This window comes from Pseudomonas sp. Marseille-QA0892, assembly GCF_054950135.1.
The window spans coordinates 548,417-560,936 of record NZ_CM143104.1; the positions used below are offsets into that span (position 1 = coordinate 548,417).

Annotated in this window: 10 protein-coding genes; 2 read left to right on the forward strand and 8 right to left on the reverse strand. The window is 63.3% G+C overall.

What is annotated here, in order from left to right; all coding sequences use genetic code 11:
* Positions 1-8: 8 nt before the first annotated feature.
* From ACY8D3_RS02355 to ACY8D3_RS02370, 4 genes are read right to left on the reverse strand one after another with little or no spacing between them, the layout of a single operon-like run.
* Positions 9-1,127, reverse strand: a complete 1,119-nt coding sequence (locus ACY8D3_RS02355) for an ABC transporter ATP-binding protein (RefSeq protein ID WP_462381424.1) — start codon at positions 1,125-1,127, stop codon at positions 9-11.
* Positions 1,124-2,185, reverse strand: coding sequence for an ABC transporter ATP-binding protein (locus tag ACY8D3_RS02360; protein ID WP_462381425.1), 1,062 nt, complete (start codon positions 2,183-2,185; stop codon positions 1,124-1,126). Before ACY8D3_RS02360 ends, ACY8D3_RS02355 begins: the two co-directional genes overlap by 4 nt.
* Entirely contained in the window at positions 2,178-3,947 is a 1,770-nt protein-coding gene (locus tag ACY8D3_RS02365; protein ID WP_462381426.1) for an ABC transporter permease, read from the reverse strand. The genes ACY8D3_RS02360 and ACY8D3_RS02365 overlap by 8 nt, the downstream gene beginning before the upstream one ends.
* The gene (locus ACY8D3_RS02370) at positions 3,947-4,981 is read right to left on the reverse strand and encodes an extracellular solute-binding protein (protein ID WP_462381427.1); all 1,035 of its coding nucleotides are present in this window, start codon (positions 4,979-4,981) and stop codon (positions 3,947-3,949) included. The genes ACY8D3_RS02365 and ACY8D3_RS02370 overlap by 1 nt, the downstream gene beginning before the upstream one ends.
* Positions 4,982-5,216: 235 nt before the next feature.
* Between ACY8D3_RS02370 and ACY8D3_RS02375 the strand changes: the two genes are divergently transcribed.
* Positions 5,217-6,182, forward strand: coding sequence for a LysR family transcriptional regulator (locus tag ACY8D3_RS02375; protein WP_462381428.1), 966 nt, complete (start codon positions 5,217-5,219; stop codon positions 6,180-6,182).
* Positions 6,183-6,511: 329 nt separating this feature from the next.
* On the opposite strand, the gene ACY8D3_RS02380 is transcribed toward ACY8D3_RS02375, so the two are convergent.
* Complete coding sequence (locus ACY8D3_RS02380) at positions 6,512-7,036, reverse strand: hypothetical protein (RefSeq protein WP_462381429.1); 525 nt, start codon at positions 7,034-7,036, stop codon at positions 6,512-6,514.
* Between the two features lie 260 nt (positions 7,037-7,296).
* On the opposite strand from ACY8D3_RS02380, the gene ACY8D3_RS02385 reads away from it, so the two are divergent.
* Entirely contained in the window at positions 7,297-9,342 is a 2,046-nt protein-coding gene (locus ACY8D3_RS02385) for an AsmA family protein (RefSeq protein WP_462381430.1), read from the forward strand.
* A gap of 82 nt (positions 9,343-9,424) precedes the next feature.
* Here ACY8D3_RS02385 and ACY8D3_RS02390 read toward each other — a convergent pair whose 3' ends face one another.
* From ACY8D3_RS02390 to ACY8D3_RS02400, 3 genes are read right to left on the reverse strand one after another with little or no spacing between them, the layout of a single operon-like run.
* Entirely contained in the window at positions 9,425-10,726 is a 1,302-nt protein-coding gene (locus ACY8D3_RS02390; protein ID WP_462381431.1) for a CitMHS family transporter, read from the reverse strand.
* A gap of 48 nt (positions 10,727-10,774) precedes the next feature.
* Positions 10,775-11,095: an AtuA-related protein gene (locus tag ACY8D3_RS02395; RefSeq protein WP_462381432.1), complete on the reverse strand. Its 321-nt coding sequence runs from the start codon at positions 11,093-11,095 to the stop codon at positions 10,775-10,777.
* A complete protein-coding gene (locus ACY8D3_RS02400; RefSeq protein ID WP_462381433.1) occupies positions 11,095-12,441 on the reverse strand; it encodes an acyclic terpene utilization AtuA family protein in 1,347 nt (448 codons plus the stop codon). Before ACY8D3_RS02400 ends, ACY8D3_RS02395 begins: the two co-directional genes overlap by 1 nt.
* Positions 12,442-12,520 lie beyond the last annotated feature (79 nt).

The window sequence follows — 12,520 nt, forward strand, 5'->3', positions numbered from 1 at the left end:
CCGGGTGTTTATGCGTGGGTGCAGGTCAGGTGAAGCGGCTCGCCTGCGCGATCCCATGCGCGAAGCGGGCGGTCGACCCGAAGGCCGACAGTCGTGCCGGCGGCGGGTGCGTCGGGGGCGTTGATACGCACCTCGACACCGTTCCACAGCCGGATACGCAAGGAGACGTGGTCTCCCTGGAAAAGCGCGTGAGCAACGGTCCCAGTCAACAGCCCTTGCTCCGGCGCACACAGCGAGAGCGCTGCACGCGGGAGCAGGACTTCCAGCAAGCCATCGACGGGGCGGTCTGGTACCAGTGCCAATGCGCGATTGCCCATCACAAGGCGACCGGCATTGGCTTCAACGCTGACCAGCGCACCGATATCGAGAAAGCGCGCAACATCCGCGGTCGCCGGGCGGTGATAGAGCCCCTGCGGCGTGTCGATCTGCGCAAGTCTTCCATCCAGCAGTACGGCAACGCGGTCGGCCAGCGTGAACGCTTCATGCTGGTCGTGCGTAACGAACACGGCAGTCAGGCCGAGGTCATCGATCAGGCGCCGAATGTCCAGCGCGAGGCTTTCGCGCAGGTTGCGGTCGAGGTTGGAAAGGGGCTCGTCCATCAGCAAAAGGCGTGGCGTTGCCACAATGGCGCGGGCCAGGGCAACACGTTGCTGCTGGCCGCCGGACAGCGTAGCGGGTGCACGGTCGGCAAAGGCGTCCAGGCTAGCCAGGCTCAACGCTTCCATGACGCGACGATCGCGATCAGCGCGAGGTACACGCTGCATTTCGAGTGGAAACGCAACGTTCTCCCGGACGCTCATGTGAGGCCACAGGGCGTAATCCTGGAACACCATGCCAAGCTTCCGCTGCTCCGGCGCCAGCTGCCGGTCCCTGGCGGCGACGCACTCGCCAGCCAGACGGATCTCGCCGTCGTCGATCGGGTGTAGCCCGGCGATGCTCCGTAGCAGGGTGGATTTTCCGCCGCCTGACGGTCCGAGCAACGCAAGGACCTCGCCGCTCTCCAGACGAAGATCGATGCCATCCAGTGCGGCGCGGCCACCGAAGCGTTTGACCAAGCCGGTGATTTCCAGCGCGGGCGTTGCCGTCGTCTGGATGAATTCGTTGGGAAGCGAGGCGGGTTGATTCATGGGAAGGCGAGTGTTTCCGAGACGGGAAATTCGAAGGCAGCGATCTGATCCCGGGGCAGGGCGGTCGGTGCGTTGAGGGTCAAGCGGGCGTCACCTACGGCAACGCGGATGCGCCAGGTGCGTCCCTCGTTGATCGAGTGCAGCACCTGGCCCTGCAGTTCGTTCATGGGTTCATCGCAGGCAGCGCCGTTGGCCAGCCGAACGCTGCTGGCCGGGATCATCACGGTTACCGGGCCGGTGCCCGGCGCCGTTTCCGAGGCCTGCCAGCGGGCTTGGATCGCCTGGCCGTGGATATCTGCCCTGCAGTGGCCATTGCCGGCCGGGCGGGCCATCGCCGGGAGCCTGTTGTCGTAGCCGGCCAGCGCTGCGACCCAGGGCGAGGCGGGCGAAGTGAACAGCGCACTCGCGTCACCGAATTGCTCGACCCGGCCATCCTTGAGCACCATCAGATGGTCGCCGAAGGCGAAGGCTTCGAGTGGGTCATGGGTTACGTAGATGGCGGTCTTGCCGAGCCGGGACAGCAATTCGGCAAGCTCGTGACGCATCTGCTGGCGAAGTTGCACGTCGAGGTTCGAGAGGGGTTCGTCGAACAGCAGCAGTTGCGGATCAGTGGCGAGCGCACGAGCGATGGCGACTCGCTGCTGCTGGCCGCCGGACAGCTGGCCGGGCAGACGGTCGGCATAGGCGGTGATCTGCAGACGCGCCAGCAGCTCGTCGACCCGTTCATCGCGTGCGGCACGGCTCAGGCGGTTGAGCCCGTAGCCAACAATCTTGCGGACATTCATGTGCGGCCAGAGCGCGTAGTCCTGGAACACCATATTGACCCCGCGATGCTCGGGCGCCATGCCGCGGCCGGCACTGGCAATCACCCGGCCGCCCAGTCGTATATGACCTTCGCTGGGGACTTCGAGACCGGAGATGAGTTTGAGCAGGGTGGATTTGCCACAACCCGAGGGACCGAGTACGCACAGCACCTTGCCTGTTTCCAGGCGCAGTGAGAGGCGATCCAGGGCGGTTGAACCGCTGTAGCGATAGCTGAGGTTTTCTATTTCAAGCATGACGGGGCGTTCCCTGGGGCTCGGGAGCGGGCGCTGCCAAGGGCATCGCGAGGCGGCGAACCAGCGTGTGGATCAGCAGGATCAGCGCCACGACGGTCGTGCCGGCAACCAGCGTGAAGGCGGTGGACAGACCGTAGTCGCCCTGCTGGAAGAGGCGGTCGATGGTGACCGGCAGCACCTCATAACCCGGCGGATGCAGCAGCGAGGTGATGGCCAGATCGAATACGCTGGTCCCGAAAGCGGCCAGCCCGGCGGACAACAACGCAGCGCCGCAAAGTGGCACGAGGATGGTCAGCAGGCGACGGCCCAACGAGGCGCCCTGCAGGGCTGCAGCCTGAAGGAAGGATGCCGGGACATGCCCCATGGCGCCGAGGACGACGCGAATGGCGATGGGAATGGCGCCCGCCATGGACGCCAGAACCAGAATGGCGGGATGGCCGTAAAGCCTGACGCCCAGTGCATCGGCCAGCGGATGGTTCCAGACGAAGATGAAGCCGACACCGATGATGACGCCGGGCACAGCCAGGGTGGCCGTGCAGGTGATGTCGATGAGGCGATTCAGCGAGAAGCGGCTGAACGTCAGCAGGTATGCGGCGCATAACGAGACCATGAGGCTGCCGGCAGCCGCCAGCGCAGCAATGGAAAGCGAGTGGCCGAGAGCTTGGCGCAGGCGGGAGCCATCAGCCAGGGCTGCCTGGTAGTGCGCCAATGTCAAGTTCTCCGCAGACAGCCCGGCGCCGACACGTTCAGTGAGTGATACACCCAGGCTAGTCCCCATTGGAATCCCCAACGCAAGCGTGAGAAACACGAGGGTCACGGCCGTTGCGAGTGGGCTGTAGGCATGAAGGGCGAGCGTCTGCGCGCGCGCCCTCGCAGTAAGGAAGTCATGCCGCGACCGGCGCAGTAGCCAGAAATAGAGGCTCACGGCGATAGCCAGGATGAGTACGAGATAAAAGGACAGGACGCCGGCCAGGTCGAACCGGATCGGCGACTGATTGATAGCCGCGTAGATCGTGTAGGGCAGCGTCGGGAAGCGGTAGCTCGTCGCCAGCGCGGCCGGCAATCCGAAGTCACCGATGGTATCGATGAAAACCAACACTGCGCCCGACAGAATCGCAGGCAGTAGCATGGGCAGGCGCACTGTGGTCAGAACGCGGCCAGGTCTGGCGCCACAGAGCTCGGCGGCGTGACCGTACTCGCGAACATGCCACTGCATCGCCGCCGATACGGCGAGGTACGCGAAGGGGTAGTTCTTCAGGCTCATGATGCAGATGAGCCCGAGCGGCGAAAAGATCAATGTCGGCAGGCCGTCCAGGCCGAGCCATTGCGCGGCAACGCCATCACGGATCGCGAACAGGATCCAGCCCTGTGCAATCACGAAGGACGGCATGACCAGAAGCGCCCAGGTGCAGGCGTCAAGGGCCATTGCGCCACGAAATTGCAGGCTGTGCCGCAGCATGGCCAACCCCGTTCCGATCAACCCGCCCAGAAGGGCAGTGCCGACGGCCAGCTCAAGCGAATTCACCAGCGAGACCTGCCACAGGCGCCGCTGAAAGATCTGCAGGAGGTTGTCGACCCCGGCGAAGGCCCATTGGCCGTTCAGGGCGCCGGGGAACAGCGCCTGGACGAGCACCATGGCCATGGGGGCCACGATAAGCACTACAAGTAGCGCAGTCATGGCGATGCCCAGGACGGTGTCCGGACTCAAGCGACGGCGGGACAGCCGCGGCGATGGCCGCAGCGTAGGGACCGCATCCGACATCAGTTCACAGCCTGATCGGCGAACCAGTTCTTGATCTCCGCTTCGTGCTCGGCCGACCAGTCCGCGGGCGCGATGTCATAGCGTGCTGTTGCAGGCGGGCCGAAGGGAAGTGGCTCTACGCCTTCTACGGGCGACAGGAAGAGGCCATCCTTGCCACCGTTGTCGGTGAGAAATTGTTGGGTGGCAGGCTCCACCATCCAGTTCACGAACGCCTCAGCCGCTTCGAGGTTCTGGCTTTTGGCCTGGATGGCGACGCCCCGGGACGAGGCGGGCGCTCCGTCTTGTGGCCAGACGACGTCGATCGGCGCGCCGTCGTGCTTGAGGTTGTACGCGAACGGAGACGACAGCATTGCTGCCTGGATTTCGCCGGCGGCCAATGCACGTGCCACCGGGCCATTGGTACGGAAGACCCGTAGGTCATTGTCCAGAAGCCCGCTGTAGAGGGCGCGAGCTGCTTCCATTCCCATGCTGTGATGCTGCGCCGCGACACAGGGATAAGCCGGAGCGGCAACGGCGGGGTCTGCCTGCCCTATCTCGCCGCGGTAAGCCGGCGCGGTGAGGTCGGAGAACGACGTAGGCGGCGTCTCCACGCGATCGGTCCGATACGCGATCACGCAGGACGCGGTTGCGCCGGAAGGCATCCACGCGGCGTCCTCCGGTACCAGTGCGCGGCCCTGCTCGGTCAGGTGCTTGGCGTTTTCTGGCGTCCAACCGCGGCGCAATTGTCCTTCGGCGTCGAGGTTGTAGAGGCTGCCCAGCCCATCGAACAGCACGACATCCCAGTGGGGGTTATTGCGCTCGGCTGCGATGCGGGCGAGCAGGTTGCCGCCACTCATCTGGACCACCTCGATGTCATGCCCTGTATCTGTCTTGAAGCGCTCGCCGATGATGTCTTCGAAGTCGTTGGTGTACAGCACCAGCGTCCCTGCCCAGGCCTCGGTTGCCACTAGCACGCCTGGCAGGACGCTCAGTGCCAGCGCCCTAGCGAGGCGACGCAGGTTGGTTCTGGGCGAAGTGGAGCGAGAGCGGGACATGAAGATTCCTTTCGATTGAATGCGGCGAGGTTATTGCTGTTTTGTTTCAGTCATGTGTCCGAAGGGTGGCGAAGGCATCGCGGACAGAAACGAGCCTAATCGTTTGGTTAAGGGAAAGAAGTGGCGCGGGCGTCCGATGATTGCGGACTGCAGAAACCAGAATCTGTCATCCGGTTGTCATCATTCGCTGTTATCCAGTGCGGCTCTATCCAGAGCGGCTGTATCAAGAGGAACGATGCTCAAACAGACCCAGTCCATCAGCTCGAACGGACGCCGCAGCATTGGCAGCGACTCCCTACCGCAGATCATTGCTTTCGTCAGCGCCGTCCGGCACGGCGGCTTTTCCGGCGCGGGTCGACGGCTCGGCCTGTCCGCGTCCGCTGTTGGCAAGAGCGTCAGCCGACTGGAGCGCTCGCTCGGTGTGCGTCTCCTGCAGCGCACGACGCGCAGCATCACGCTGACAGAGATCGGCGAAGGCATTTTCGAGCGGTATACCGACGCGTTGGAGCTGTTGGGGCAGGCAGAACTGCTCGCGAGTGACGAAGCATCGATGCTCACGGGAACGCTGAGACTGGACCTGCCACGCGTGTACGGAGCGCGTGTCATCGGTCCGATGCTGGCGCGATTCGCAACGATCCATCCTTCGCTCGGGCTCGACATTCGTCTGAATGACGAGATCTGCAATATTGTCGAGGACGGTGTCGACCTGGCCATTCGCATCGGTGGGGTAAGTGAAAGCCGGCTGGTAGCGCGGCCCTTCGACACCCAGGAGCAGGTCGTGGTGGCTTCGCCCGGGTACCTCGCCGAACGAGGCCGCCCCCTGACGCTCGAAGATCTGCCTTATCACCAGTGCCTGGGCTTCCGGCACGCATCGCATGGCAGGGTTCGGGCCTGGCGTTTCCATCGTGGTGGTGAAGAAGTGCAGCTCAACATCGAGCATCGCTATATGTTCGATGAAGGCATCGCCTTGAAGCGTGCAGCAGAGGCGGGGTTCGGCATCGTTCAGATCCCGCGCTACATGGTCGATCGGGCGGTAAGTGAGGGCACGTTGGAATACCTGCTCACGGATTACCCGCCGGCCCGCGATGCCATTTCGCTGGTCTATGCGAGCCAGGCGCGCCACTCGCCGAAGTTACGTGCGTTGGTAGACTTCCTTTTAGCGGAATCGAGCCAGGGGCGTATCGGGCCGATCTCCGGCTGAAAGACCATCGGCGCGGGCTGCAACGCAGATCGCCGGTCCTGTTCTGGCGCGTCTAAGTGATCGAATTCTTGGGCGCAGCATCCTTTGGAAGTGCTCGGTCTTGGCGCGACTCGAAGCAGCACCGACGCGGCTTGATGTCGGCCAGGAAGGTGGCACAGGTCACGCTGAGCGGGGGCGAGGTGTGATTCGGCACCGGATGCCCACCTGGTGTGGATCCGAGGCGAGAGCATCGTAAGCCAGGTGCTTGCCGTGATTCGGTTTGGCGCCCCGCATGTGCAGGGCGCAAGGGAGGGATTGACTAACCCCTCAGCGTCGCGCCGAGTGTTGGGTTAGCCGATGGTGCGTCCCAGTGGGGTACGCTCAAAGCCGTTCTCGGCAATGGTCTGGCCCAGCGGGGTGCGATTAAAGCCGTCTTCAGCGATGGTCTGGCCGAGAGGCGTACGCTCGAAGCCATCTTCAGCGACGGTCTGGCCGAGGGGCGTACGCTCGAAGCCATCTTCAGCGACGGTCTGGCCGAGAGGCGTGCGTTCGAAGCCATCTTCAGCGACAGTCTGGCCGAGGGGTGTACGCTCGAAGCCATCTTCTGCAACGGTCTGGCCGAGAGGAGTACGCTCGAAGCCGTCTTCTGCAACGGTTTGGCCAAGAGGGGTGCGCTCGAAGCCATCTTCAGCGATCGCTTGACCAAGCGGTGTGCGCTCGAAGCCATTTTCAGCAACTGGCGCCTGCCAGGTAGCAGCCGCTTTGTGGTCAAGGGCTTCGCCGACCGGCGCTTGATCAGCGGCAGGCAGGGCAAATGCAAAGCTGGACAGTGTACTCAGGGTCAATGCAACGATCAGGGGGGTACGTGCGTTCATGATGTTCATCCTCTAAGGGGGGAAGGAGGTGGCGTGGACATATGGTCCCGCAGGCCCTGATTCCGAAGAAGACGAACGCAACGATACCAACCATCGACCGCAGTGATGGCGGATCGGACAGGCATCGACGCCTGCATATGCACAACCGTTTCCGGTCACGCGCGAGGGCAGTTAGCCCAGGATGTGCAGTCATCCGCTCCGTTTGCCAGTCCAAGCCCTCATGCCGTGGCGCTCAGCGTCGATTCAAAGCGAGTAGCAAGATGCGGATTCGAAAAGCCCTGTCTGTCGTGGGCGTCGTTCTGGCGCTGTTGATCCTGGTCCTCGTTCTGGTTGTGGCCTTCTTTGACTGGAACCTCCTCAAACCCACGATCAACAGACAGGTGTCCGAAACGCTCGGTCGCGAGTTCGTGATCGAGGACGATCTGGACGTGCGCTGGGGGCGCGACCGCTATTCGGAGGGCTGGCGCGCGTGGGTGCCGCACCCGCAGGTCAGCGCCGAATCTGTCCAGTTGGGTAATGCCGACTGGGGCAAGGCACCTTATTTCGTTCGGCTGGCGCGCGTCGAAGCCGAGCTTGCGCCCTTAGCCCTGTTGGGCGGGGTGATCAGCATTCCGCGGATCACATTGACCCAGCCCTCGGCGCACATCGAGCGGCTCGGGGATGGCCGCGCGAACTGGAATTTCGAAGCACTGGAAAATGACGACGCGGACAAGAGCGAATCCGCTTGGACCGTGGATATCGGCACAATCGGCTTTGACCAGGGCGATGTGACATACAAGGACGAAACGCTACGTGCTGATATTGCATTGAACGTAACGCCGCTCGGCGAGCCGATCCCCTTCAGCGACATCACCGGCGACAAGGACAGGAAGGCGCAAGAGGACGGGCCCTCGACACAGGATTATGTGTTTGCCTGGAACGCGAAGGGGACCTATCGAGCCCAGCCTGTAAATGGCAAAGGCAGGATCGGCGGGCTGCTCGCGCTGCATGATGCCAATACACCGTTCCCGTTGCAGGTCGATCTGCGAGCTGGAGCGACTCACGTTGTGATTGAAGGCACCCTTGTCGACCCACGCAATCTCGGTGCGCTCGATCTCCGCTTGCGCATGTCCGGCGACAGCCTGGGCAATCTTCATCCCCTGATCGGCGTCACGCTGCCCTCGTCGGGGCCTTACTCCACGGACGGCCGATTGCGCGCGAACCTGCAACGTGCCGAGGGCGCGACCTTCGCTTATGAGGGCTTTAACGGGCGTATTGGACAGAGCGATATACACGGTGACGTCTCATTCGTGGCGGGGGAGCCGCGGCCCAAGCTCACGGGTGACCTCGTCTCCAACCAGCTATTGTTCAAGGACCTGGCGCCCTTGATCGGCGCTGACTCGGATGAAGAAAAGGCCGCTCGTGGCGAAAAGAGCAAGCAACCCGATGACCGTGCCCTGCCGGCTGAGCCGTTCCAGACGGACCGTTGGCGCGACATGGATGCGGACGTGCGCTTCCAGGGCAAGCGTATTGTGCACAGCGAACAATTACCCATCAGTGATCTGAAGGCGCATGTCGTGCTGGACGACGGCGTCGTCAGCCTTCAGCCGCTCGATCTTGGCGTAGCGGGCGGTCGTATCGAGTCCCGTATCCGGCTGGACGGGAAGACCACGCCCATGGGCGGCCATGCGGCGATTAATGCACAGCATGTGAAATTGCGCGAGCTGTTCCCAGGTGTGGAGGCGATGCAGGATAGTCTGGGTGAGCTCAACGGCCAGGCCGACCTGCGGGGGCGCGGGAATTCGGTCGCTGCGCTGCTCGGTACATCGAACGGCGAACTGCACCTGCTGATGAACGACGGCAAGGTCAGTCGGAGCCTGATGGAGCTGGCTGGCTTGAATGTTGGTAACTACGTGGTGAGCCGCCTGTTCGGGGATGACGAGGTCCAGATCAACTGCGCCGTCGCCGACGTCGGGTTCAAGGACGGATTGGCCACGCCGCGCGTTCTTGTGATTGATACCGAGAACGCCGTGATCAACATCACCGGCGATGTGAATCTCAAGAGCGAAGCGCTCAACATGGACATCGTGCCACGCTCAAAGGGCCTGCGGATCATTTCCCTGCGCTCGCCGCTTTATGTGCACGGCACCTTCAAGGACCCGAGCCCTGGCGTACACGCCGGGCCACTCGCGTTGCGCGGGGCAGGTATGGTGCTGTTGGGCGCGGCTGTCGGCCCGGCGGCCGGCCTGCTTGCGTTGATCGCGCCGAGCGGAGAGCAGGCTGACCAATGCGCGCCGCTGCTGAAAAAGGTCAAGGCCGCTCAATAAGGGATGGCAGTCTGAACGACGATGGCGGAGCGCAGGAATGCGGTCCGCCATCGTCGTTATGCCATCCTGCAGGGGAAGTTCGTCAGAAGGCGATGACGCCGGTCACAACCGCGAACACAAGCATTACGAGGCTCACGCCCCATGCCCACAGAAAGGTGTTGCGGATGTGGGAGCGTAGCTCAACCCCCGCGAGCGTGATCAGCAGGTAAACGCTGGGCACGACCGGACTGATCGCAAAGCCGGTGTTTTCGCCGATCAGCATGGCCCGTGCGACGGCTTCCACCGGCACACCGGCTGTCACGGCGATGTCCCGGATCACGGGCAGCAGCGCGAAGTAGTAGGCATCAGGCGAGAACAGCATGCCCAGCGGAACGCCAAAGGCCCCCACGATCAGGTGCAGGTATTGCGCTGCCCCGGCGGGCAGGAAGTCGATCAGGGCCAATGCCATGCCTTCGGACATCTTCGCGCCGGACAGGACGCCTAGCAGGATACCGGCGGCGAACATCACCAACGTCATTTGCATCGCATCATTGGCGTGTGCCTTGAGGCGTTCGGCCTGCTGGTCCAAGGAGCGGAAGTTGAGCGGTAGCGCGATGGCCAGGCCGATCATGAAGCTCACATGGAGCGGCAACGCCCCGGTGAAAAGGCACGCAAGGATCGCGACGGTCAGCGCGACGTTCGCCCAGTACCGCCAGTCATTCGTGCCCAAGGCGAAAGGCTTGGGATCGGGTGCGGCAAGATCGCCCACGGCGGCTGCGCCAAGCGAGGCGGGACGCTGCCGCTGTGCGCGAATACCCATCCAGGCAGCGATACCGAGCATGCAGGCGAAGCCGACCAGTTGCACAGGAATGAGGTGCAGCCAGAGTTGCGTCGGATCGATGCCGGTCGCTGCGGCTGCGCGCGCAGTGGTTCCGCCCCACGGCACCATGTTGCAGACACCGGCGGTTGTGCCTACGAGGGTGGCCAGCACCAGCGGGCTGATCTGCAAGCGTTGATACAGCGGCAGCAGTGCCGGAATGACCAGCAGGAAGGTGGCGGCACCTACACCATCCAGATGGACGACGAAGGTCACCGCGACGGTCGCCAGGGTCACGGCCAGCGGGCGACCCCGGGTCCATCGGATAAGGCTGTTGACCAGCGGATCGAACAGGCCTCGGTCACGCATCAGCCCGAAATAGAGAATGGCAAAGATGAACAGGACGGCCGTGGGCGCAACGGTCGTAAGGCCGGTCTTGATGAAGCCGCTGATCTGCTCGAGGCCGAAGCCGGCGAGTAGACACGCGATGATGGGGAACGTGATGAAGGCCACCAGTGGGCTGATCCGGCGAACCAGAATCAGCGCGATGATGGCGAGCATCATGATGAAGCCTAGGGCGGTAATCATGTGTAAGCCTCGATGTTGTTGTTATAGGCAAAGGTCGAACAGCGACAGTCAGGGACGCGGCAGCCTCATCGACAGCAGCAGGTAGCTCAGGCTCTTGCCGTGCCTGTCCAGGCCAGGGCTGCGGTTCACACCGCCCTCCAGCGCGTCATGGAGTACGAAGTTGAGCGCCTTGAGGCCGGGTGCCTCGTAGCGACGAACGCAGGTCGGCCGCCGGTGTGCAAAATGCTCCGCCACTCGCGCCTCGGTCAGTTCGCGGGCCAGCCAGTCGTAGTGGGCGTCATCCAGCGGGAATACCGCGACGCTCAGGATGTTGCCCTTGTCGCCAGCTCGCGCATGGGCGTAGTCAGCCAACAGGATGTGCTCGTTCATCAGAACCACTCCACTGTCGTTGTGATGGCCTCGCGGGGAAGCAGGAAATTCTGCGTGCCGAGCGCTTCGCTCACATGGCGCCGGACACCGCCTCCGCCTGCCGGGCCGTTGGTGTAGAGGGACTCGACGTCCTGCAGCAGCGCGTCGATGAGCGTCCTGTCTACGTGCACCAGGCCCACACGCAGGCGGACATCGTCCATTTCGGGTGCCGATTGGAGTGCGCGATCCAGATAGCGACCGTGCTGGTCGTTGAAAAGGCTGGCGACGCCGGAAAGGTCGATCCAGGGCGCCACCCCTGGGGCCAGGCGGCCGAAGCGCTCGAGCAGAATGTCCCGGGCCAGACGCGCGCGGGCAAGTGCGCCTGGGCCCGCGTAGGAGATTTCGCCTTCGCCGAACCACAGGCCGCGAAGGCCCATCAAGCCCTTGAGCGTTTCGGGCTGCGCGCTGCCTCGGATGCCTCGAATGGCGACACGGTCTGGGCCGACCGGTTCGGCGGTGGCTTCGCTCAGGTCCATGACCACATCGGGCGTCAAGTAGGCTGCCGGGTCATGGACCTCGTAAAGCAGCTGCTCGCGGACTGTCCGCACGTTTACACAGCCACCAGTGTTGGCCGTCTTGCCGATTACCAGCGTACCGTCATCGCTGATTTCCGCGATCGGGCAGCCCAGGTTCGCGAGGTCTGGAACGTCCTTGATCGATGGGTGGGCAAAGTAGCCGCCCGTGACCTGGGTGCAGCATTCCAGCAGGTGCCCGGCGGCCGTGGCGATGGCCATACGGTCCCAGTCATGCGCCGACCAGCCCAGGCCGTGGCGGATGGCGCCTACCGCGAGCGAGGGGTCAGCGACACGCCCGCAAAGGACGATATCAGCGCCATCGGAGAGTGCGTCGACGATGCCATCCGCCCCAATGTAGACATTGACGGAGACAACATCGCGGTCGTCTTCGGGGTGCGGTATCCAGTGTTCGTTCTTGCGGGAAAGCAAATCATCGCCCAACACGCAGGCGATCCGGGCGCCGGCATGTGGCCCTTCGGCCAAATGCTTGCGAAGTCTGACCGCTGCGGCACGTGGATTGGCGGCACCGCCATTGGTGATGATCGGGATGCCCGCACTCAAGCAGATGGGCAGAACGGGCTCGAGGAAGTCGAACAGGCGGCTGGCGTAGCCTTGATCCGGGTCCGTCAGCCTACGCATCTGCGCTTCGGCCAATGTGCGCTCGGCAAGTAGTTCGAACATCAGGTAGCGCTGGCCCTGCCGGCTGGCGAGATCCTCTGCAAGTGCGCGCGCGGCATCGGGTCTGTCATTGGCAAATCCGGCACCGCAGCCGACATGAATTGTTGTTGTCATGGCTAGGGTTCGTATCAGGAATGTGCTGCCAGCTTGCGATACCGCCATTGATTTGAGAATTTTAAATAAACGAACAACC